Here is a 20,787-nt window from a genome sequence, read left to right as displayed (position 1 = left end):
GGTGCGGTACAGAAATCGAGTCGTCTTCGGGGCGGCATGGGTCGGCGTGGTCACTCAGCCCGTCGCCGTGGTCTACGCCCTGCTCACCATGGAGGCCGAGGGGGACGGGCTGGTGAACGCGGCGGCGTTGCTGTCCATGGCTTCGCTGTTCGCGTGGATCTTCGTCAGGATCGGGGTGCAGCCGTCGATCAGCACCGGTGAGGGGTTCCTCAGTGTCCACAACCCGCTGTACTCGTACCGGGCGCGGCTCAGCGACGTCCAGTTCGTCGCGCGGGGCGGGGCGGTCGGTCTGCGGGTCGAGGGCATCGGCGCCGTGCACCCGTGGGTCCTGTCCAAGTCCGTGTTCGACGGTCGGCGGGCCCGTTCGGCCAGGAAGGAACTGCGGGAACTCATCGGCGGGGCCGTGGTGGCGCCGACCGAGCAGCCGGGGCCGTCCGCGCGCCGCTGGATCCGCTGGGGGCGATTGATCTTCTGCTCCTGCCGCCGCTCGCTTTCACCGTCTGGAACGTCGTTGACGTTCTGGCGGGCAACTAAAGGACAAGGACACGTGATCCACTACAGGAATCGAGCCGTATACGTCGCCTCCATGGCTCTGACCCTCGCCATGCTGGTGACTGCCGTCTACTTCCTCTTCCTCGACTCGGGTGCGCCGAGCGGTGCCTGGGACGTGGTTCTCGCGCTCGCCGTGCCCTGTGCCGTGGTGTGGGTCCTCGTTCGTACGGGGCTGACGCCGTACGTGGAGTGGGGAGCGGGGCGGGTCACCGTCTGCAATCCCTTCGTCGTGTACTCCGCGCCGCTGTCGGAAGTCCGGTTGCTGGGCAGGGCGGAGAAGGGCGGGGCCTTCGACGTCGCCGGAGTGGGACAGGTCAGTCCCTGGGCGCTCACGCGGTCGGTGTTCGACGGCAGGCGGGCCAACGAGGCACGCCGTGAGCTGAGACATGCCGTCCTGCGCGCGCACGAGACGGAGCAGGGCGTGGACCCCGGCGTCACCCGGCGGGTGCGGGCCGGGTGGTACGACGTGCTGCTGCTTCCGTTCCTCGCCGCCTGCGTGTGGGCCTTCCTGCCCTGACCCGCTGCGGCGGCGGCCGGTACGGGAAGCCCGTCAGTCCTGCCCCGTCCCCCCGTTCTGCTGCCGGAAGATCAGCAGCGCCCCGCCGATCACGACCAGGCCGATGGCCGTGCCGGCGATGACCGGGGTGGCGTTGGAGCTGCCCGTCGCGGCGAGGTTGGTGTCGCGGGAGGTGCCGCCGACCGTGGCCGGGCTGGGTTCCGAGAGGGTCTGGGTGGTGGTGTTGTCGGCCTCGGCCGCCTGGGTCAGACAGTCGAGGATGCCGGTGAACCGCTTGGAGAAGCCGGGGCCTTCGATGGTGAAGTCGTAGACCTGGTCCTCCTGGAGCGGAATCGTGACCGTCCGGGTCTCACCCGGGTCGACCGTGTACTCCGTCTCCAGGAGCGAGAAGGTGAAGCTCTCGTCGCCCTCGTTGACGGCCGTGATGTCCACGCCGCCCTCGGCGCAGTTCTCCTCCGCCGACAGCGCCGGCGCCGCTCCCGTCCTCGCCCAGGTCGCGCTCGCCTTCGCGGACACGGTGGACTCGCTGGAGCCCGCCAGGATCTGCGTCTGGCTGCGGGTGTCGGAGGTGAAGGCACGCCCGACCGGCACGGTCGTCGAGCCCTGCACGGTCAGCTCGGCGGTGCCGTCCGGCGCGTTCTCCGGTACGTCGAACCAGACCTGCCCGCCATCCGACGTGGACGTGACCGGCGTGCCCTTCTCGTCGACGATCCGCACCCCGCTCACCGCCGCCGGCGGCGTCACGGTCACCGTGTCGGCGTCGGTGCGCACCGTCACCGGCCCGAGCAGTTCACCGGGGCGCCCGGAGAGCGCGGGCGGGGCGAGGGTCAGGGAGGCCGCCGGCTCGGGCAGGTTGCGCGCGCTCTTCTCCAGGTAGTCGGCGAGCTGTTCCGCCTGCGGGTCCACCGCGTCGACGTCCGCGCCGTCGGAGTACCGCCACACGGCCACCTGTGTGCCCGCCGCCGCGTCCTCCTCGGTGAGCCCTCCGCGTACGCCCGCCTTCCGGGCCAGCTCCGCCAGGTCGTTCACCTGCGGGTAGGAGTTCTGCAGGATCCAGCGGATCTTGCCGGCGTTCTCGTTGGCCCCGAGCGAGGTCCCGCTCCACGCCGTCTCGTGGTACTTGGCGCCCTTCTGCGTGGGGTTGAACAGGTCGACGCAGTACGTCTGCAGCATGCCGCCGCCCTCGACGGACATCTCGAACAGGCCCGCCGAGACCTCCTGGTCCCCAGCCTCGTCGTGAATGACCGCGGCGCCGTACGTCTTCAGTCCGCCTATCGTCGCCTGCGCCCCGCCCTCGCTCCGTGTCGCGCCGTCCGCCCGGGCCGTACCGGAACCGGCCAGCACCGCACCGGCACCGAGCAGGCCGGATGCCAGCGTCGCGGCGGCGATTCGGGCCGCCCCTCGGCCGCGTCCGGTCGACGCGGAGAAAGAAGAAAGCACAGAATTCCCCTCCTAGCAGGACCCGTTGGTGTGGGGGGAACGGTCCCACCAGCAGAACTACAAGCCACGAGAGCCTTGTTCGGCATCCTAAGGACCAGGCGCACCGCGCTCCCCGGAGATCACAGGACATATGCGATCCGACTCGGAATCGTTATCGCGGAGACGCTTGCGAACTGGGCTTATCGACAAATCCACCCACAATGTGCGGTGTGTGACGGCCAATAAGCCGCAGTTCGGGCAAAAGCGCGCCAATGTGTGACGTTACGTCACCGCCACCGGCTCCGGCGCCTGTTCGGCCGGCTCCCGTGTCTCCCACTCCGGCTCCGGCCGCCTCGGCAGTCCGCTCACCGCCGGTTCCGGCCGGCCCGGGCGGCGGAAGACGGACGTACCGCGCGCGAGGTCGTGCCCGATCGCCACCGCCTCGATGTCGGCCGAGGTCCAGGTCTGCTGCTCGCGCACCTCCGAGCGGACCTTCAGCCTGCCCTGCACCAGCACCGGGTCACCCACCGTCAGCGACGCCGCCGCGTTCGTCGCGAGCTGCCGATTGGCCCACACCGTGAAGAAGTTGGTGTGGCCGTCGGTCCACTCGTTCTTCTCCCGGTCCAGATAGCGCGCGGTCACCGCCAGCCGGAACCGTGCCGACGGCCCCGTCGCCGCCTCCCGGTACACCGGCTGCGTCGCCACATTTCCCACCACGGAAATGGTCGTCTCGTTCATCGTGCCGCCTCCCGTCAGAACGCCGGACGGGCCCGTCCCGTACGGCTGCTGCGTCTGCTTCGAGAGCCAGACTGCCGCCGTCGGAACGAGCCCGCCGCGCCCTGTGGACCGGTGCCGGGGCTGTGGACAACCCCGCCACCCGAACGAGGGGTTCCGCCCCCGCGTAGAACCAGGACCCCAGGTCAGGCCCCCACCCCCATGACCTTCCCGTACTGCTCCCGCACCTCCCGGTACCGCAGCAGCTCCGCCGCCACCGGATCCAGCACCCGCGCCCGCCCGCACCCGGCCGCCGCCTCCCGCAACCGCCGTTCCGCGTCCATCCCGTACCGCCGCGCAGGCCCCCGCGCTGCCATCCGGCACCCCCACTCCACGAGCGGCCCGCCCACGATCCCGGCCACCATCAACAGCACCGGCACACCCAGGTTCGGCGACATCACCCCCACGATCTGCGCCACCAGCCACAGGCCGCCGACGACTTGAAGCAGCGTCATCGAGGCCTGCACCAGTACCGCCGCCGGCCACCACCCCGGCCGCGGCGGACGCCCCGGCGGCAGCCCCGCCCGCGCCGCCAGCTCGTCCAGCGCCTCGGGCAGCCCCTGCGAGCCCCGTACGGCCGCCTCCCGCACCGCCTGCGCCCACGGCGCCGGCAGCCCGGCACAGGCCCGCTCGGCGACCGTACGCACCGCCTGCTCCACCCGCTGCCGGGCGGTGGCCTCCTCGTCCGCCTGGGCGCGCAACGGGAGCCGTCCCGTGGGCGGTTCGAGCCGGTCCTGGTACCACCGCCACAGCCGCAGCCAGGGCGTGCCGCAGGCACGGTTGGCGTTGCGCAGCCAGGCGCGCTCGGCGGCCTCCCCGGCCGCGGTGGCGCCGACGGCGTCCGCGAGCCGGTCGGCGAACTCCTCGCGGGCCGCCTCGCTGAGCCCGGTGCGCCCGGAGGAGGCATAGACGGGCCGCAGCTCCCACCCGGCGGCGTCCACATCGGCGGAGATCCGGCGCGCCGCGGCCCCGCGCTCGGCGACGAACTGGCCCAGGGACTCCCGCAGTTCGCCGACCCCGTCACCGGTGAGCGCGGACAGGGCGAGCACGGTCGCGCCGGGTTCGCCGTACTCGCCGAGCGCGATGCCGTCCTCGTCGAGCAGCCGCCGCAGATCGTCGAGGACCTGCTCGGCGGCCTCCCCGGGGAGCCGGTCGACCTGGTTGAGGACGACGAACATGATCTCCGCGTGCCCCGCCATGGGCCGCAGGTACCGCTCGTGCAGCACGGCGTCCGCGTACTTCTCCGGGTCCACGACCCAGACGACCGCGTCCACCAGGGCCAGTACCCGGTCCACCTGCTCGCGGTGCTGCACGGCCGCGGAGTCGTGGTCGGGGAGGTCGACCAGGACCAGTCCGCGCAGCTGTCCGTCCGGGTCGGCGTGCTGGGCGGGGCGGCGGCGCAGCCGGGGCGGAATGCCCAGCCGGTCGATGAGCGGGGCGGCGCCGTCGCTCCAACTGCACGCGATCGGCGCGGAGGTGGTCGGGCGCCGTACGCCCGTCTCGGAGATGGTCAGCCCGGCCAGCGCGTTGAACAGCTGCGACTTGCCGCTGCCGGTGGCGCCCGCGATGGCGACCACGGTGTGCTGCCCGGAGAGCCTGCGCCGTGCGGCGGCCTCGTCGAGCACCCGTCCGGCCTCGGCGAGGGTGCGGCTGTCGAGCCGGGTACGGGACAGCCCCACCAGCTCGCGCAGCGCGTCGAGCCGGGAGCGCAGGGGGCCGTCGAACGCCAGGGTCGTCGGCGTCTGCGGTACGGAGGCCCGGCTCTCGACGGCGGAGACGGGCTGCTGCTCGTCGGCGGTGTCGTTCACGCGCCGCGCGATGAGCCCGTCGTCCCAGGCGCCGTCGTCCTCCTCACGGCCATCTTCCGTCTGCGCGGCCTCCTCCTCGGCACCGGCGCCGGACGCCTCCGGGACGCCGTCCTCGCCCTCGGCCGGTTCCGTGGACCCCGGTTCGTGGTCCTGATCAGTGGCGGCGGTCACCGGTCACCTCTCCTTCTGCAGTACGGACAGCGCGGCGATGAGTTCGGCCTGCGGCTCGGGGTGGACGTCGAGCGCGTCCAGGGGCGCGAGGCGGCGCTCGCGTTCGGTGTGCACGGCGCGGTCGAGGTGCTCGGTGAGCAGCCGCCCGCCCCGGTCGCGCAGGCGCAGCGCGCCGTGGGCCCCGAGCCGCCCGGCGAGCCGTTCCCCCGCGGCACGCGCCCTACGGCCGCCCAGGAGCGCGGTGGCGACCAGTGCGGCGACCGCCTCGGGGTCGAGCGTCGCGCCCTTGTCCAGCTCGCGCACCTCGTCCTCGGCGCACTCCTCCAGCTCGCGCCGCCAGCGCCGTACGGCCAGACCGATGCGGTGCTCGACGCTCTCCGCGGTGGGGTCGCGGTCCCGCAGGGTCGGGGCGGCCGCCGCCGGTTCGCGGCGCCAGGACTCGTCGACGCGGTCGTCTGCGGCTGTGACGGCGCATACGAGGAGGGTGGTGAGGCTCTCCGAGAGGGCGTCGAGGAGCTCGCCGGCCGTGCAGTCGAGCGGGAAGGCGCGCCAGCGCTTGAGGGCGTCGCCCGCGAGGACCGCGCCGGACTGCAGACGGCTGCGCACGCGCGCGTGCTCGCTGTCGTACGCCGCCTCCACGGCCGCGGTCAGCCGGGTCGCGGCGGCGTACTGGGCGGCCGCGGCGCTCGCCAGCTCGGGCATGCGGGACTTGAGGGAGTCCAGGACGCCGTAGGCGGTACGGGCCATGACCTGGTGGTGGGCGGCGGGGTCCTGGGCCTGGTGGACGAGCCAGGTGCGCAGCGGCGCCACGGCGGTGGCGGGCAGCAGTCCGCCGCCCCAGGCCGACTCGGGCAGCTCGGGGACGGTGAAGCGGGGCACATGGCCGAGCCCGGCCTTGGTGAGCAGGGCGCCGTACTGCCGGGAGACCTCGGAGACGACCTGGTGGGGCACCCGGTCGAGGACGGTGACGAGGGTGACGTCGTACTCCTTGGCGGTGCGCAGCAGGTGCCAGGGGACGGCGTCGGCGTAGCGGGCGGCCGTGGTGACCATGATCCAGATGTCGGCGGCGCAGATCAGCTCGGCGGCGAGGACGCGGTTGTCGGCGACGAGGGAGTCGATGTCGGGGGCGTCGAGGAGGGCGAGCCCGCGCGGGAGCGACTCGGCGGTCTCGACGCGCAGCACGCGCGCGGGGTCCTCGCCGGGCAGCAGCATGTCGTCGCCGGGTTCCTGCTGGGGCACCCAGACGCGGGTGAGGTCGGGAAGGACCCTCATCCCACTGAACCAGTGATGGTCCTCCGGATGGCACACAAGTACCGGGGTCCGGGTCGTGGGCCGCAACACGCCCGCCTCACTGACCCGTCTGCCCACCAGCGAGTTGACGAGCGTGGACTTGCCGGCGCCGGTGGAGCCGCCCACAACGGCCAGCAATGGCGCTTCGGGATCCTTCAACCGGGGCACCAAGTAGTCGTCGAGCTGGGCGAGCAGTTCGTCGCGGTTGGCACGCGCGCGTGGCGCCCCCGCCAGGGGTAGCGGAAAGCGTGCGGCTGCGACACGGTCGCGCAGAGCGGAGAGTGCGTCGATCAGCTGGGGCCGTACGTCCAAGGTCACCACATGCGAAGAATGCCCAATTTTAGGGGAATTATGAAGCATATGAGCATGTCTGCGCGCCGACGGAACAGAAGGGGCGGAAGGGACGACTGGGACACCGGCACAGTCCAGGCATAACGAGTGCACAACACCCGGTGCGCCAGACGTCAAAAGCGGTGCACGATTCGTACCTGCCTGCGATTATCAGGACCGCTTCACCGAACCTCCACATCGAGCCACGGAGGCGAAGCAACAGGGACACGGACCCGAGAGCCCTATCCTTGTCCCCGGCAACGTCAGGGATCAGCCCACACCCGGGCACCACGACAGAGGCCACCACACCGGCCCCCGTAGCTCAGTGGATAGAGCAGGCGCCTTCTAAGCGCTTGGCCGCAGGTTCGAGTCCTGCCGGGGGCGCCCAGTCTCCGCCCTCCTTCGGGAGGGCGTTTTTGCTGGTGGGAGTGGGTTCGTCGGCGCGTCGCCGCTCAGGAGGCCCGACTGCCGCTGAGGACGTTTCCGGCCGCTGTGCGCAGGTCCTTCACCGCCTGGTACAGCAGGTGCTCCCGCTCGGCGGCGAGTGCCGTGTCCGCGGCCTTGCGGGAGGCGTCGCCCGCATGGGCATCGCGCGCCATGCGCCGCACGACCTCGGCCAGGCCCTCGGCCGCGTGCACCGCGCGGTAGAGGGCCTCTACGACGGACTCGGGACCTTCGAGGACGACGAACTCGGCAGCCCGGTGAACATCCCGGGCCCGAGCGCGGAAGAGTTCCATCCGCTCGTCCACTTCCCGCAAGTCCGGGTTGTCGTCCCGCAACGCGTCGCGCACGGCGTCCAAGGCGATGTCCCGGTCGTACACCGCCGCCAGATAGTTCGCGTAGGCGTCCCGCCGATGCTGTCGCCGCCACTGCGCGAACTGGGAGCGCGCCGCCGCGCGTCCGGTGACCATCGCCGAGCCGAGGGTGGCGAGCGAGCCCACGGCGGCGCCGTGCGGCGAGTCCAGCGCAGCACAGACATCCTCGGCCCCGACTATCCCGGCCGTTCGGGGGATACACGGGCGGCTTCAGGGACGGCTACCGCCCTTCGGGAGCATCCTTGTTGGGACGAAGGGGAGACATCATGCCGCTCTATCTGTCGAGGTTCAGCTACACGCCGGAGACCTGGGCGAGGCTCATCAGCCACCCCGAGGACCGCGCGAAGGCCGCTCAGGCGTACATCGAGTCCGTCGGCGGCAAGCTCCACGGCTTCTGGTACGCGTTCGGTACCCGTGACGGCTACAACCTGTGGGAGGCCCCCGACAACGTCTCCATGGCCGCGGTCGCCCTGGCGATCAGCGGAGGCGGCGCGCTCAGCTCGTTCGAGACGACCGTCCTTCTGACCGTCGACGAGACCATGGACGCCCTGCGCAAAGCCGGGCAGATCCAGTACCGGCCCCCCGGCGCGTAGCGCGAGGGTGCCCGAGGTCGGTCAATCGCGACCGACAGTGACCGTCGCCCCACCGCCGCCGGCAGCGAACCCCCAGGTCACAGCCCCACCTATACGCGTTTCCGCCCAGGGGTGGCGGTACGGCAAGATGGGCGGGAAAGCCGCCATGTGCTCGCGGAGTGCCGCCGACACCTCGGGGTCGAGGGGCACATCCCGGAGCTTGCCACGCTTGGGCGGAGCGAAGACCAGCGTGCCGTGCACCGGCGGGAGTGCAGCGAGGCACACGCGTGCGCCGTCGGGCGGCGCACCCGCCGTCGTGGCCGACTTTCGTCGGCTGAGATTCGTGCCACTGCCGTGCCAGATGCAGGGGTCAGCCACGGTCAACGGGGTTTTCTCACTGCCGCATTCGCGGATCTCGGCCAGGTACCGAAGCCCCAGATCAAGGTCCGTGCTCCCCCGCCGCTCTCCTAAGGCGGTGCTCACTCCCCGGCCAGCTCAGGGCAAGGGGGAGAAGCCGGCGGACAGGTCGAGGTGAAACGGCGAGCCCGCGTGAGTGGGCATCCAACCCTGTCGTAGAGCGGATGCAATGGCATGGGCGACATCGGAGGGCAGTACCGGGTTACCCAGCCCTCCAAGCCAGTTGCTGAGGTGAGGCTGGTTCGTGGTGACGACGAGAGTTCTCCCAGGAGCATCCGCATGTTCCACGGCGCAAGTGCACGGCGACCAGCACAGTGCCTGGCTGTAGGTGGGCCTGCGTCGCAGCCGCGCGGTAAGCCGTGCCGTCGCCGACTATGCGCCGTGCTCCCCTGCGTCCCAGTGCCATGCCTATCCCTTCGATCCCAGGATGCTGGCGAACCCAACTCGACGAAGGAGCAGTGCGATTTCGGGCCGCCTCTGAGGCATCCAGGATCGCCCGACTCCGGCCGCCAGCGACAGAAGCCCACGGCATCCGAACTGGTCGGAGTCGTGGGCTTCTTCCAGCCCGCCGGTCAGCGGGGGCGGTGATCGGTAGACCGGCTGTCCAGACGGTGACCGCGGCTGGTCGCAACGCGGAGCGTGTCCCGTAGAGCTCCGGTCAGGTCCTTCGTCAGGAGTCGCAGGTCGTCGGGGTCCGTTTCCGCCTGGGCGAGGATGTCTAACGCTTGGGCCAGGAGGGCGGTTGCCATGCCGAGTTGCACTGACTCGATGTTGTGTGCCAGGCGGGACATGTGGCCGCCGTTGTCATCGGTGCTGAGGAAGCACGGCTTGCCGTCGGGGCCCGTCCAGGGGAGGAGCCGCAGTTCGTTTGAGGTCGTCATGCTTCCACGGGCCTCTCGTCGATCATGTGGTGAGTGGTGAACACCGCGTCGGCGCGGTTTCCCGGTAGCACGAGGAGGGCCGCCTCGACCACGCGTCCAGCGACGTCGGCCGTCTGGCGGGTGATGGCGAGGACTGCCAGGGCGGAGCTGATCCGGAGCGTGGATGCCTCCTCCGGTGTCGGAAGGCGGACGCTGATCTCCTCCCGGACTTCAGCCGGCGGCGGGCGAAGTTCCATCAGGCCCGTCATGATCTCCTCGTACGGGAGTGACTCGCGGAGCGCGGCGGCCGGTGCCAGGTCACAAGGGACGTAAATACGAGCGAGGCTGTGAGGCCCCTCGCCCTCATGGCCGAGACAGAGGATCTCCGTCAGAGGACTGCCGGTCGGCATCTTCAGCAGGGCCGCGAGATGCCTGCGGGCCCGGACTATGGTGGTGTGGACGCTGACGCTCAGAGGTGCGAGGTCCACGATGCGCCTGTCCGGTGTCCGGCCCCCTCCCACGTACGTGATTCTGCACATCGGACGGCGAATGAAGTTCCCCTTGCCGTGGACCTTCTCGACCAGGCCTTCCGCCTGGAGCACGGCGAGGGCGTTCCGCAGTGTCGGTGTGCTCACCGCGTACTGCGCGGCCAAGTGCGCCTCAGAGGGCAGGCGGTCGCCGGGCTTGAGCCGACCGGTGACGATCCGGTCCCGGAGGTCATCGGCGATGGTGTCGCGTCGCGAGGGCATGGGTTGGATCACCGCCTCTCACTCGCACGAGCCGCAGGGCCACGAGCCGGGTCATCGTGTGGATGGTCAGCAACTCACCCGAGTCGAGGACGAGTCGCTTCGCTCCGCCGGGCAGTTGGAAGAGGTCGCTCACCCGGCACTGCTGGCCTCCGACCTGGATGATGTCGCCGCGTTGCACGCTGGCCGAGGTGATCTCGACAGGGGAAAGCACCGCGCCATCGAGTGCCGTTGCCTTCACCGTGCCGCCTCCGTCGGTACGGGGCACTTGGCGATCGTGTGGCACGAGCAGTCGCAGGCTTCGTAGATCACTGGCACATCGACCGGCGCGGTGGCCGGGGACGACTCCGCGCAGGCGTGGTGCGTGCCGATCCGGCAGGAGGCCGACCGGTAGGAGTCGGGCCCCGGTGCGCGGAGTTGGTGGTGGGGCGGCATCAGTGGTCACCCGCTGAGGCGTACCAGGGGCCACCGAGGGGAGTGCTGCTCACGGGCGCCGAGCGGTGCTGTGCGCGGGCCTCACTGGCAAGGACGTACGGGCGGACGAGCGCCGTTTCCTCCCCTACGAGAAGGCCCGTGTGCTCGCGATGTCGGCGCAGGAACAGCACCGCGCCGTGGGCGACTTCAGGGGAAGCGGCGACGGGCCGCACAGGCGTTGCGGAGCGGCGGTGTCGGCCCTTGTGGAGGTACCGCTCCCTGAGGTGCGAGGCGGTACGGCGGATACGATTGAGCACGGTGCTCAGCTCCTATCGCTGATGGCCCGGTCCCCCGACATTGCCCGTCGCGGGCACCGTCTTGTGTAGGACCGCCCAGAGGGTGCGGTCGTTCGAACTGGTGGCGAGTAGGCCGAAGCGGTCGGCATCGGCCACCGCTTTCAGGACCTCCCGCCATGACTCGGCGGAAAGTGGTTCCGGCACCTCCGCCTCGATGGCCGTGCACTCGTCGCGCTCCTCCACGCGCGTGGCGAGCCCGACGGCCGATAACCGGGCGGCGATGGCCCCCGCGCGCTCCTTGGAAGCAGGCACAGGGCAGCCCTCCGGTTAGCGGTGATCGCTTTAAGTAAAGCTAGTTAACTAGATTAGAGCTAGTGGACTAGATTTTCCATATGCCTGAGCAACCGCCCTACCTCCGCATCGCCGACGAGCTTCGGCGGCGGATCGCGGAGCACGAGTGGGAGCTGGGGGACCGGCTTCCCTCCCGCGCCCAGATCGGCCAGGAGTACGGCGTCGGCGACAACGTGGTGCGTCGGGCACAGGAGTTGCTGATCTCCCAAGGTGTGCTGGAGGGCCGCGCCGGTTCCGGCACCTACGTCGCCGAGCCACGGCAGCGCGTGCGCGTGGTCCGGTCGTCCGCGCGGGAGCAGCCCAGCGGCTCACCGTTCCGGGCCGACATGAAGGCCGTCGGCAGGCAGGGCGACTGGGAGAGCCGGACCGAGGCCAAGGTTCCGGCACCGGCGGAGATCGCCACGCGGCTCGGTATCGCCGAAGGTGAGCTGTGCGTGCGGACGGCGTACGAGTTCCTGGCCGACGGTCGGCCGGTGCAGCTGTCGACGAGCTGGGAGCCGTACGACCTCACCGGCGGCACGCTCGTCGTTCTCCCCGAGGGAGGGCCGCACGCCGGGGCAGGGGTCGTGAACCGCATGGCGGAGATCGGCGTCACCGTCACCCACGCCGTGGAGCAACCGGAGCCAAGGCAGGTGACCGCCGAGGAGGCCTCACTCCTCGGCGTCCAGAAGGGTGCGCTCGTCACGCACATCCGGCGGACGTACTACAGCGACCAGGGGCGGCCCGTGGAGACGGCGGACATCGTTGTGCCCAGCGCGCTCTGCGAGATCGTCTACGAGATCCCCATCAAGCGGTAGTTCGGTTCAGTCCCGCAGATGGGGCCAGCCGTCCCGGTTGGAAAAGCTTTCGAAGCAGTACCGGGTCGAGCGGTTCCACTCATCGCCAGTGGCCAGCTCGTACGCCATGTCCGGCACATACAGAAGCCATTCGCCGTCGTGCTCGCTGGAGGTGTACGGGGCGAACTTGGCAGCATCGGAGAAGACGCTCTCCCATACGGCTTGCCCCGCGGCCACCACGGCGCAGCGGGCATACAGGAACACGTCGGCCGACTGCGGGAAAGGGCTACCGAATCGGGCCGTCAGGTCAACGACGGGGAGGCAGCCGAACTTCTCCTGGTCCAGACGGTAGAGAGCCTCGGCATGACGTTCCGCGAAGCCGATGATGTCGGAGACGGAGCGGCGGCTCAGTTCTGCGGCGAGGTGTCGGCAGTTCGCTTGGGTGGCCTCACCATTCAGGGTGGCTATCAGTGCCCAGAAGTCGGCCCATGTCATTCTCACGGGCGCAGAATGCCAGGGTGGTCTGACATCCACGGTTGACAGGCGGATGGGGGCGGTGGCGCCCCGGCGCCAGCAGCAGGGCAGCGCAGGTGAGGGTCACCGCCGAATTCCTGAGACGGTGCTCATCCCGACGTGACGGCGTCGAGCCATCCGGCGAGCGCGTGGAAGTCGGAGTCTTCGAGGCCCTTGGCCGGGTCGACCTGATGAAGCAGTGACGGACCGGGGTGGCCGGCGTCTACCCAGAGGCGGTCCATGGCGCTGATCTCGTCGTCGACCCAGATGAATGGCCGGCCGTCGGGCCACTGGACAAGGGAGAGGGTTGCCCAGTGCAGGCCCCGTGGGCCTTCCTCCGTGTCGGCGTCCGGCCCCTTCACCACGGGTAACCGCGGCAGCCCGATGCGCGGGGCGACGATCTTGTTCGCCTCGTCCAGCCAGGTTGTCGCCCACACGAGATGTCAGCCCAGAAACATGAGGCGTGCCCCGATCCCAGGGGCGAGCCGGGCCAGCAGTAAATTCCCTTGATCGGCAGCCCTCACGGCGGCGGCAGCGGCAGCCCGTGGGTGGCCGGACGACGATCCGAACGGAATCAGTGGGCCATCGACGTCGAGGAAGAGGAGAGGGCCGTGCTGGTCACGACGGCACGGTAGCCCGGCACGGTGGGGGAGCGGCATCCTCGGGCCGGGTCGTCCCTGGGCCGTGCGAGGGCGCCCGAGGCCGACCGGTGGTGACCGACAGTGACAGGCGGGGCTCGGGCGTCATCCGGGAAAGGCCAGGTCAGTGCCCTGCTGCGATACGGGTTTCCCCCCAGGGGTGGCGGTCGGGCAAGATGGGGTGTATCTGCCCACTGCCTGATTTCAAGCTGCCGGACGGTTTCTCTTGGCTGAGTTCATTTACACCATGCGCAAGGCGCGCAAGGCGCACGGCGACAAGGTGATCCTCGATGACGTCACCCTGAACTTCCTCCCCGGGGCGAAGATCGGCGTCGTCGGCCCGAACGGCGCCGGTAAGTCGACCGTGCTGAAGATCATGGCGGGGCTGGAGCAGCCGTCGAACGGCGACGCGTTCCTGTCGCCCGGGTACAGCGTCGGCATCCTGCTGCAGGAGCCGCCGCTGAACGAGGAGAAGACGGTCCTGGAGAACGTCCAGGAGGGCGTCGCCGGGATCAAGGGCAAGCTCGACCGGTTCAACGAGATCGCCGAGCAGATGGCGACCGACTACTCCGACGCGTTGCTCGAAGAGATGGGCAAGCTCCAGGAGGAGCTGGACCACGCCAACGCCTGGGACCTCGACGCCCAGCTGGAGCAGGCTATGGACGCCCTGGGCTGCCCGCCCGGCGACTGGCCCGTCACCAACCTCTCCGGCGGTGAGCGGCGCCGGGTCGCGCTGTGCAAGCTGCTGCTGGAGCAGCCCAACCTGCTGCTGCTCGACGAGCCCACCAACCACCTCGACGCCGAGTCCGTCAACTGGCTGGAGCAGCACCTCGCCAAGTACCCGGGCACCGTCGTGGCGATCACCCACGACCGGTACTTCCTGGACAACGTCGCCGAGTGGATCCTGGAGCTCGACCGCGGGCGCGCCTACCCGTACGAGGGCAACTACTCCACGTACCTGGAGACCAAGCAGACCCGTCTGAAGGTCGAGGGGCAGAAGGACGCCAAGCGCGCCAAGCGGCTCAAGGAAGAGCTTGAGTGGGTCCGCTCCAACGCCAAGGGGCGGCAGGCCAAGTCCAAGGCCCGTCTCGCGCGGTACGAGGAGATGGCCGCCGAGGCCGAGAAGATGCGGAAGCTGGACTTCGAGGAGATCCAGATCCCGCCGGGGCCGCGCCTGGGCAACATCGTCGTCGAGGTCAACAACCTCAGTAAGGCCTTCGGGGAGAAGGTTCTCATCGACGACCTCAGCTTCACGCTGCCTCGGAACGGGATCGTCGGTGTCATCGGGCCGAACGGTGCCGGTAAGACCACCCTCTTCAAGATGATCCAGGGGCTGGAGAAGCCCGACTCCGGTTCGATCAAGGTCGGCGACACCGTCAAGATCTCCTACGTCGACCAGAGCCGCGAGAACATCGACCCGAAGAAGACCCTGTGGGCGGTCGTCTCCGACGAGCTGGACTACATCAACGTGGGCCAGGTCGAGATGCCGAGCCGGGCGTACGTCTCCGCCTTCGGCTTCAAGGGCCCGGACCAGCAGAAGCCGGCCGGTGTGCTCTCCGGCGGTGAGCGCAACCGCCTCAACCTCGCGCTCACCCTCAAGCAGGGCGGCAACCTGCTGCTCCTCGACGAGCCCACCAACGACCTCGACGTCGAGACGCTCTCCAGCCTGGAGAACGCGCTGCTGGAGTTCCCGGGCTGCGCCGTGGTCGTCTCCCACGACCGGTGGTTCCTGGACCGGGTCGCCACGCACATCCTCGCCTACGAGGGTGACTCCAAGTGGTTCTGGTTCGAGGGCAACTTCGAGTCGTACGAGAAGAACAAGATCGAGCGCCTCGGTCCGGACGCCGCGCGTCCGCACCGCGCCACCTACAAGAAGCTGACCCGGGGCTGATCGATCTTGCGGCACATCTACCGCTGCCCGCTGCGCTGGGCGGACATGGACGCGTACGGCCACGTCAACAACGTGGTCTTCCTCCGGTACCTGGAGGAAGCCCGTATCGACTTCCTGTTCCGCCCGGACAAGGATTTCCAGCAGGGGTCCGTGGTGGCGCGCCATGAGATCGACTACAAGCGCCAGCTCGTGCACCGCCACCACCCGGTGGACATCGAGCTGTGGGTCACCGAGATAAGGGCCGCGTCCTTCACCCTCACCTACGAGGTGAAGGACGACGACATCGTCTACGTCCGGGCCTCGACGGTCATAGTGCCGTTCGACTTCGAGGCGCAGCGGCCCCGCCGGATCACCGCCGAGGAGCGCGAGTTCCTCGCCGAGTACATGGACGACGATGACGAGGAGGAGGCCGTCGCCGCATGACGGTGCTCCACCTCGCGGACGAGGGGGAGGCGGCCGATCTCGCCGCCTTCCTCTCCCGGCTGCTCCACTACGACCGGGGCGCCGCGGTACGCCTCCAGGCAGCCGGCACCGCGCTCGCCGTCTTCGGGCGCCCGCCGTCCTTCGAGGTACTGGCGATCCGCGCCGCGCGGCTGGCCAAGCCGTACGAGAACGGCCTCGACGTCACCCTGGACGTGACCGTCTCCGCCGGTGAACTGCTGGAGGCGGTGGACGAGCCGGCGGCCACCGCCCTCGTCCCGGCCGCCGTCACCGGACCGCCCTGGGCGGGCGTGCTGCCGCCGAGGAGCGGCTGGCGCCCCGTGCCGGGGCTGCCCGCGCCGGACGACCTGCGGGCCCTGGTGGGCGCCGCGGTGGCCGAGTTCCGGGCCCGGAGCGAGGAACTCGACCCCGACCGGCGTACCCGGGCCGAACTCGACCGCATCGGGCGGGAGATCTGGTCCCGGGAGGTGGGCTCCACCGCTCTGCCGGTGCGGGCCGTGCACGCCGCGCAGTCGCTCGGCTTCCTGCGTGCCTCCGGGGAGCCCGCGCTGTTCTCCGCCGCCTCCTGGCTGCGCCTGCGCACGCCGTACGGGTCGATAGCCGTGCGCAGGGCCAACGGGCTCGGGTCGCTCGGCGTCAGCGTCTCCCACTGAGCCGGAGCGAAGGGGTCACTGCCCCCGGCTCAGCCCTCCGTGTTCACCATCGACGCCGCCGCGTACGTGAGGTAGTTCCACAGCGTCCGCTCGTGCTCCTCGGACAGGCCCAGCTCGTCCACGGCGTCGCGCATGTGCTTCAGCCAGGCGTCGTGGGCCGCGCGATCCACGACGAACGGCGCGTGGCGCATCCGCAGCCGGGGGTGGCCGCGGTTGTCGCTGTACGTGGTGGGCCCGCCCCAGTACTGGATCAGGAAGAGGGTCAGGCGCTCCTCGGCGGGGCCGAGGTCCTCCTCGGGGTACATCGGCCGCAGGAGCGGGTCCTCGGCCACCCCCTGGTAGAAACGGTGGACCAGGCGGCGGAAGGTCTCCTCCCCGCCGACCTGCTCGTAGAAGGTCTGCTCCTGAAGCGTGCCGCGCCTAATCTCTTTCACGCCCCCATGGTCTCAGACGCCGCGGCCCAGGACTCAAGCCCTAGGTCCCCGACGTAGCTCCCCTCCGCCCTCGCCCCGCCCGGCGTCCCGCAGGACAGTGGAGGTATGAGCGCCCCCCATGCTCCCGACAGCGGCCTCGACGACTTCGACGCCCTCGCCGCCACGGCGCGGGCGCGGCTGGTGCGCGAGATCGACAGGAGCGGGGCCTGGGACGCCGATCCGAGGTGGGCGGAGGTGTTCACGGCCGTGCCCCGCCATCTCTTCGTGCCCTACTACTACGTCGCCGTCGTCGGCGGGCACGAGCGGCGCTGGGGCGAGGACCCCGACCCCGCCGCGCGCGAGCGCTGGCTGCGCGGCGCCTATGCCGACGTGCCGCTGGCCACCCGGCTGCGCGACGGCGAGCTGGTGTCCTCCAGCAGCCAGCCCTCGCTGATGGCGATGATGCTGGTCGCGCTGGAGGTCGAGGACGGGCACCGCGTACTGGAGATCGGCACCGGCACCGGCTGGAACGCCGCCCTGCTCGCCCGGCGCCTCGGCGACGACGGACTCGTCACCACCGTCGACCTGGAACCGGAGATCACCGAGTCCGCGCGCCGGCACCTGGAGGCCGCCGGGTACCGTCCGGCCGTGGTGACCGGCGACGGCGCCCGGGGCGTCCCGGAACGCGGGCCCTACGACCGGATCATCGCGACCTGCGCCCTGTCGTGCGTGCCGCGCGCCTGGCTCGCCCAGTGCCGCGCGGGGGCCAGGATCCTGGCGCCCATGGCCACCGGCCTGGTCGTACTGACCGTGCGGGACGCCGAGCACGCCGAGGGCCGCTTCCTGCACACGCCCGCCTACTTCGTCCCGCTGCGCGGCGGCGACCGCCCCGAGAGCGAACCGGCGCCGCTCGGCGGGGTGCCCCGCCGGGCCCGTGACCACGACCTGTTCCGCTTCCTGCTCGCCCTCGGCCGGGTGGGCCTGGACCCGCAGGAGGCGTACGCGCTGTGGGACCGCGAGGGGATGCCCGAGCGGGAGCGCTACGGCGTCACCGTCGGCGGGGACGGCCAGTGGGCCTGGCTGGACGGTCCGGAGGGGCCGTACACCTGGCCCCTGCGGGGGTGATTGGGCGGAGCCTCCAGGAGGCGGCGATGGCTCGGTCGAGCCCGTGGGCGCATCGGCGTTTCCCGGCGGAGGGGCCCGGCCGGGCGCGTGGGCGTGCGGGGCATTCCGGAGGGGCCGTACGCCTGGCCCCTCCGGTGAGAGTTCCGCGGCTCAGCCGCGACGGATGGTGATCGTCGTCCAGGCGCCGACGTGCACCCGGTCGCCGTCCTGGAGCGGTACCGGCACGAACGGCTGGATCGGTTCCTCGGAGCCGTTGACCGTGGTGCCGTTGGTGGAGTTCTGGTCGACGACCGCCCAGGAGCCGTTCGGCTGCTGCACCAGCACCGCGTGCTGGTGCGAGACGCCCGGGTCCTCCGGCGGCACCGACAGGTCGATGTCGGGGGACTCGCCGGTGGAGTGCCGGCGGCGGCCGATGGTGACCTGGTTGCCGGAGAGCGTGCGCTGCTGCTCGGGCGAGTACGCGGGCAGGTTCAGGCCCGCGGCCTCGGGGCCGGAGCGCTGCATCATCGCCATGAAGTACTCGCGGTCCGGGCCGATGGTCGCCGTCCAGGTGGCCGGCTGCTGCTGGTAGCCGCCGCCGGGCGGGGGCGGCGCCTGGCCGGAGCCGGGCTGGGGGTAGCCGTAGCCGCCGCCCTGGCCGGGGCCGCCGGGGCCGGAGGACGGGGGCGAGATCACCCAGTCGTCCTCGCCGCCGCCGAAGGACGGGCCGCCGGGCTGCGGACGGTTCGTCTCCTGCGGGTATCCGGGCGGGGCGGGCGGGCCGGACTGGAACCCCTGCGGAGCGCCACCGGGGCCGCCAGGGCCTCCGGGACCGGCGGGCGGGGTCGGGCCGGGAGGCGGCGGTACGGGCCGCGAGGGGTCACCACCGAAGCCGGAGGGGCCACCGGGGCCGCCAGGGCCTCCGGGACCACCCTGGCCGCCGAAGCCACCGGGACCGTTCGGGCCACCGGGACCGCCGTAGGGCCCCTGGCCACCAGGACCGCCGGGGCCACCCGGACCGCCGGGGCCACCCGGACCGCCGGGTCCGCCCGGACCCGGCTCCGCGCCGAACGGCGGGATCGGTTCCGCGGGCCGGTTCATCTGCGACGGCCGCGAGCTCTGGTAGTCGTACGAGTCACCGCCGCCGTAGGACGGGCCGGACTGCTGCTGGAAGCGGGCGGCCGGGCTGGGGCCGGGCGCCGGCGGGCGCGGAGCGGCCGGCGTGTACGACGTGGCCGTGTTGGTCAGGAAGTTCCACCGGCACTCCTCGCAGAACGGCGCGCCGCCCTCACGGGGCGTACGGCACTGCGGGCAGAGCTCCGGCTCGTGGTCCGGTACGGCGGACAGGTGCGGCGGCCGGGCGCCGCCGGGGGCTCCGGGGCCACCGGGCGGCGGGAAGCCGTAACCGCCGCCGGGCGGGGGCGGCGGAGGAGGCGGCGGTACGGCACCGGCCATGCGGTGACCGCAGACCTCGCACCAGTCGTCGGAACCCGACTGGTGTCCGTTCGGGCAGGTCGGCATGTCGGCGCTTCCCCCTCTCCTTTCCGGCCGTTGAAGCCGGATTTCTCCAACCCCGAGGGGCCGGGCTCGCGTTGTCGCTCGGGCAGTGGTGCTGTCACTTCTTTACACGAACAGTCTTTGTCGACCGGGTTTCGAGAGTCATCTCGTCGGCCTCCGCGACCTTCGCCTTCAGTCGCACAGTACCTGTCGCGGCATCGACCACGTCCACCACCTTCGCAAGGAGTTTCGCCGTATCGGCGTTTCCGGAGGCGCTGGCGAGCTGAACCGCCCGGCCCAGTTTGGCCGTTGCTCCATCGATATCGCCCGCTTTGCGAAGATCGAGCCCCTGTTGGATGGCCTGTGCCAGTTCGGCCTGCCCGGTGTAGTGGGCGACCTGCGGGTTGATCGAGGTCGAGGCGACCATGTCGTCGGTCCACACGGCCCGGACCAGGCCCTGCGCGCCGAGGTTCTGGACGCTGCCGTCCGGCTGCGGGATCACCAGGGAGACCCGCGCCGCAAGCATCTCCCGGCCCAGGTCGGCGGGCGGAACCTCGACACAAACGTGGTAGTCACGGGACTCGTCGCCCCAGGAACCGGTGGGGTAGTCGCCCGAACGCGGGCCCGATTCGGTGCGGCGGCCGGTCAGGTCCTCGACCGTCGGTGCCACCTGCTTGACGAATTTGATCGTCGTGCCCACCGGGGTCCACACCCGCAGGGAGACGTCCGCGACCTCCTTGCCCATCGCCGTCTCCATCATCTGCGTGAAGTCGGCGGCCAGCCCCGCCGGGTCGGCGACGATGTCGGCGGTGCCGAGGAGCGCGGAGGCGATCCCTGTGACTTCTTTCACTTCCCAGTCGGTGCCCACACCGCGCGCGTCGCAGGTGAAACGCCCCGCGCAGGCGTCCAGCGCGGCGCGCAGCTCCTCGGGTGACTCGTGTTCATTGCGGCCGTCGGTGAGCAGGATGCCGTGGCGGATGGCCACGTCCGCGGAGGACAGCAGCCGGTCGGCGAGCCGGAGCCAGGTGCCGATCGCGGTGCCGCCGCCCGCGGTGAGCCCGCGCAGCGCCTGCTTGGCCTGCTCGCGGGTGGTGGCGTCGGCGACCGCGAGGCGCCCGGCGCCCGGGTAGACCTCCTTGGCGACGTGGGTGCCGCCGATCACCGCGAAGTGCACCCCGTCGCGCAGGGTGTCGATCGCGGCGGCCGTGGCGTCCCGGGCGTTGCGCATCTTGGTCGCCGGGTAGTCCATCGAACCCGAGCAGTCGACCATGAGCGCCACGGCCGCGGACGGGCCCTGCCCCGGTGTGAACAGGTGGGGCGCCGCGACCGCGCTCCCGATCGTGCCGCCGCCGGTCGCGGTGACCGTGACGATCGCGTTCACCTCACGGCCGCCCTCGGGGAGGTACTCGTTCTGGTAGACGTCCATCGAGAACTGCGGCACGTTCGACTTCGAGAAAATGGCCATGCCTTCTCTGATCCCCCTAGGACACCCCACCGGAGTGGGGCGATGGCTGATGGCGGACCGGTCC

Annotated in this window: 20 protein-coding genes, 1 tRNA gene and 1 pseudogene; 8 read left to right on the top strand and 14 right to left on the bottom strand. The window is 71.0% G+C overall.

From position 1 onward, the window contains the following. Positions 1 to 46: 46 nt before the first annotated feature. Positions 47 to 1,069: a hypothetical protein gene (locus ACZ7L7_RS04500; protein WP_471591456.1), complete on the top strand. Its 1,023-nt coding sequence runs from the start codon at positions 47 to 49 to the stop codon at positions 1,067 to 1,069. Between the two features lie 33 nt (positions 1,070 to 1,102). Here the strand turns inward: ACZ7L7_RS04500 and ACZ7L7_RS04495 are convergent, their stop codons facing one another. From ACZ7L7_RS04495 to ACZ7L7_RS04480, 4 genes are all read right to left on the bottom strand, one after another. Further along, the gene (locus tag ACZ7L7_RS04495) at positions 1,103 to 2,509 is read right to left on the bottom strand and encodes a Cys-Gln thioester bond-forming surface protein (RefSeq protein WP_472074733.1); all 1,407 of its coding nucleotides are present in this window, start codon (positions 2,507 to 2,509) and stop codon (positions 1,103 to 1,105) included. A gap of 261 nt (positions 2,510 to 2,770) precedes the next feature. Next, positions 2,771 to 3,226, bottom strand: a complete 456-nt coding sequence (locus ACZ7L7_RS04490; RefSeq protein WP_261718427.1) for a single-stranded DNA-binding protein — start codon at positions 3,224 to 3,226, stop codon at positions 2,771 to 2,773. Between the two features lie 182 nt (positions 3,227 to 3,408). Then, entirely contained in the window at positions 3,409 to 5,241 is a 1,833-nt protein-coding gene (locus ACZ7L7_RS04485) for a YfjP family GTPase (RefSeq protein ID WP_472074731.1), read from the bottom strand. A gap of 3 nt (positions 5,242 to 5,244) precedes the next feature. Continuing rightward, positions 5,245 to 6,852 (bottom strand): dynamin family protein, encoded by a 1,608-nt coding sequence (locus ACZ7L7_RS04480; protein ID WP_261718425.1) that lies wholly within the window; start codon positions 6,850 to 6,852, stop codon positions 5,245 to 5,247. 320 nt (positions 6,853 to 7,172) lie between these two features. On the opposite strand from ACZ7L7_RS04480, the gene ACZ7L7_RS04475 reads away from it, so the two are divergent. Then, positions 7,173 to 7,245: transfer RNA gene (locus ACZ7L7_RS04475), tRNA-Arg, on the top strand. Positions 7,246 to 7,313: 68 nt separating this feature from the next. Here the strand turns inward: ACZ7L7_RS04475 and ACZ7L7_RS04470 are convergent. Then, on the bottom strand, positions 7,314 to 7,802 hold the full coding sequence (locus tag ACZ7L7_RS04470) for a proline dehydrogenase (protein WP_471429158.1): 489 nt from the start codon (positions 7,800 to 7,802) through the stop codon (positions 7,314 to 7,316). 140 nt (positions 7,803 to 7,942) lie between these two features. Between ACZ7L7_RS04470 and ACZ7L7_RS04465 the strand changes: the two genes are divergently transcribed. Continuing rightward, positions 7,943 to 8,269: a GYD domain-containing protein gene (locus tag ACZ7L7_RS04465; protein ID WP_093722207.1), complete on the top strand. Its 327-nt coding sequence runs from the start codon at positions 7,943 to 7,945 to the stop codon at positions 8,267 to 8,269. A 968-nt stretch (positions 8,270 to 9,237) separates the two neighbouring features. On the opposite strand, the gene ACZ7L7_RS04460 is transcribed toward ACZ7L7_RS04465, so the two are convergent. The 4 genes from ACZ7L7_RS04460 to ACZ7L7_RS04445 all read right to left on the bottom strand — a co-directional run bounded on the left by ACZ7L7_RS04460 (position 9,238) and on the right by ACZ7L7_RS04445 (position 11,293). Further along, positions 9,238 to 9,546, bottom strand: a complete 309-nt coding sequence (locus tag ACZ7L7_RS04460) for a hypothetical protein (RefSeq protein ID WP_453605144.1) — start codon at positions 9,544 to 9,546, stop codon at positions 9,238 to 9,240. After that, positions 9,543 to 10,274, bottom strand: a complete 732-nt coding sequence (locus ACZ7L7_RS04455; RefSeq protein ID WP_285511026.1) for a GntR family transcriptional regulator — start codon at positions 10,272 to 10,274, stop codon at positions 9,543 to 9,545. Before ACZ7L7_RS04455 ends, ACZ7L7_RS04460 begins: the two co-directional genes overlap by 4 nt. After that, positions 10,243 to 10,512, bottom strand: coding sequence for a hypothetical protein (locus ACZ7L7_RS04450; RefSeq protein ID WP_285511295.1), 270 nt, complete (start codon positions 10,510 to 10,512; stop codon positions 10,243 to 10,245). The genes ACZ7L7_RS04455 and ACZ7L7_RS04450 overlap by 32 nt, the downstream gene beginning before the upstream one ends. A gap of 502 nt (positions 10,513 to 11,014) precedes the next feature. After that, on the bottom strand, positions 11,015 to 11,293 hold the full coding sequence (locus ACZ7L7_RS04445; RefSeq protein WP_285511027.1) for a hypothetical protein: 279 nt from the start codon (positions 11,291 to 11,293) through the stop codon (positions 11,015 to 11,017). A gap of 80 nt (positions 11,294 to 11,373) precedes the next feature. On the opposite strand from ACZ7L7_RS04445, the gene ACZ7L7_RS04440 reads away from it, so the two are divergent. After that, a complete protein-coding gene (locus ACZ7L7_RS04440; RefSeq protein WP_285511028.1) occupies positions 11,374 to 12,129 on the top strand; it encodes a GntR family transcriptional regulator in 756 nt (251 codons plus the stop codon). Positions 12,130 to 12,135: 6 nt separating this feature from the next. On the opposite strand, the gene ACZ7L7_RS04435 is transcribed toward ACZ7L7_RS04440, so the two are convergent. Together ACZ7L7_RS04435 and ACZ7L7_RS04430 are read right to left on the bottom strand one after the other, a co-directional pair. Then, positions 12,136 to 12,603, bottom strand: coding sequence for a DUF4240 domain-containing protein (locus ACZ7L7_RS04435; RefSeq protein WP_285511029.1), 468 nt, complete (start codon positions 12,601 to 12,603; stop codon positions 12,136 to 12,138). Positions 12,604 to 12,731: 128 nt separating this feature from the next. Continuing rightward, positions 12,732 to 13,280: pseudogene (locus ACZ7L7_RS04430) on the bottom strand (HAD domain-containing protein). A 205-nt stretch (positions 13,281 to 13,485) separates the two neighbouring features. Here ACZ7L7_RS04430 and ettA point away from each other — a divergent pair. From ettA to ACZ7L7_RS04415, 3 genes are read left to right on the top strand one after another with little or no spacing between them, the layout of a single operon-like run. Next, positions 13,486 to 15,150 carry an energy-dependent translational throttle protein EttA gene (gene ettA / locus ACZ7L7_RS04425; RefSeq protein WP_472074728.1) on the top strand — a complete coding sequence of 555 codons (1,665 nt, stop codon included), beginning with the start codon at positions 13,486 to 13,488 and terminating at the stop codon, positions 15,148 to 15,150. Positions 15,151 to 15,156: 6 nt separating this feature from the next. Further along, positions 15,157 to 15,573 carry an acyl-CoA thioesterase gene (locus ACZ7L7_RS04420; protein WP_093722205.1) on the top strand — a complete coding sequence of 139 codons (417 nt, stop codon included), beginning with the start codon at positions 15,157 to 15,159 and terminating at the stop codon, positions 15,571 to 15,573. After that, a complete protein-coding gene (locus tag ACZ7L7_RS04415; RefSeq protein ID WP_093722204.1) occupies positions 15,570 to 16,244 on the top strand; it encodes a DUF8185 domain-containing protein in 675 nt (224 codons plus the stop codon). Before ACZ7L7_RS04420 ends, ACZ7L7_RS04415 begins: the two co-directional genes overlap by 4 nt. 29 nt (positions 16,245 to 16,273) lie before the next feature. Here ACZ7L7_RS04415 and ACZ7L7_RS04410 read toward each other — a convergent pair whose 3' ends face one another. Continuing rightward, positions 16,274 to 16,678 (bottom strand): globin, encoded by a 405-nt coding sequence (locus tag ACZ7L7_RS04410; protein ID WP_093722203.1) that lies wholly within the window; start codon positions 16,676 to 16,678, stop codon positions 16,274 to 16,276. 105 nt (positions 16,679 to 16,783) lie between these two features. Here ACZ7L7_RS04410 and ACZ7L7_RS04405 point away from each other — a divergent pair, with 105 nt between their 5' ends. Further along, a complete protein-coding gene (locus ACZ7L7_RS04405) occupies positions 16,784 to 17,782 on the top strand; it encodes a methyltransferase domain-containing protein (protein WP_261718411.1) in 999 nt (332 codons plus the stop codon). A gap of 150 nt (positions 17,783 to 17,932) precedes the next feature. On the opposite strand, the gene ACZ7L7_RS04400 is transcribed toward ACZ7L7_RS04405, so the two are convergent. Both ACZ7L7_RS04400 and ACZ7L7_RS04395 read right to left on the bottom strand, forming a co-directional pair. Beyond that, positions 17,933 to 19,282, bottom strand: coding sequence for an FHA domain-containing protein (locus ACZ7L7_RS04400; RefSeq protein ID WP_472074725.1), 1,350 nt, complete (start codon positions 19,280 to 19,282; stop codon positions 17,933 to 17,935). 94 nt (positions 19,283 to 19,376) lie between these two features. Continuing rightward, positions 19,377 to 20,723, bottom strand: a complete 1,347-nt coding sequence (locus tag ACZ7L7_RS04395) for a vWA domain-containing protein (RefSeq protein WP_472074723.1) — start codon at positions 20,721 to 20,723, stop codon at positions 19,377 to 19,379. Between the last annotated feature and the right edge of the window lie 64 nt (positions 20,724 to 20,787).

This window comes from Streptomyces sp. NPDC110618, assembly GCF_055657065.1.
This window is presented reverse-complemented; position numbering and strand designations above follow the sequence as displayed.

Excerpts from the sequence above, each read along its gene's own strand:
- ACZ7L7_RS04435 (WP_285511029.1), bottom strand. The coding sequence starts at position 12,603 with ATGACATGGGCCGACTTCTGGGCACTGATAGCCACCCTGAATGGTGAG.
- ACZ7L7_RS04490 (WP_261718427.1), bottom strand. The coding sequence starts at position 3,226 with ATGAACGAGACGACCATTTCCGTGGTGGGAAATGTGGCGACGCAGCCG.
- ACZ7L7_RS04400 (WP_472074725.1), bottom strand. The coding sequence starts at position 19,282 with ATGCCGACCTGCCCGAACGGACACCAGTCGGGTTCCGACGACTGGTGC.
- ACZ7L7_RS04415 (WP_093722204.1), top strand. The coding sequence starts at position 15,570 with ATGACGGTGCTCCACCTCGCGGACGAGGGGGAGGCGGCCGATCTCGCC.
- ACZ7L7_RS04440 (WP_285511028.1), top strand. The coding sequence starts at position 11,374 with ATGCCTGAGCAACCGCCCTACCTCCGCATCGCCGACGAGCTTCGGCGG.
- ACZ7L7_RS04405 (WP_261718411.1), top strand. The coding sequence starts at position 16,784 with ATGAGCGCCCCCCATGCTCCCGACAGCGGCCTCGACGACTTCGACGCC.
- ACZ7L7_RS04395 (WP_472074723.1), bottom strand. The coding sequence starts at position 20,723 with ATGGCCATTTTCTCGAAGTCGAACGTGCCGCAGTTCTCGATGGACGTC.
- ACZ7L7_RS04465 (WP_093722207.1), top strand. The coding sequence starts at position 7,943 with ATGCCGCTCTATCTGTCGAGGTTCAGCTACACGCCGGAGACCTGGGCG.
- ACZ7L7_RS04455 (WP_285511026.1), bottom strand. The coding sequence starts at position 10,274 with ATGCCCTCGCGACGCGACACCATCGCCGATGACCTCCGGGACCGGATC.
- ACZ7L7_RS04460 (WP_453605144.1), bottom strand. The coding sequence starts at position 9,546 with ATGACGACCTCAAACGAACTGCGGCTCCTCCCCTGGACGGGCCCCGAC.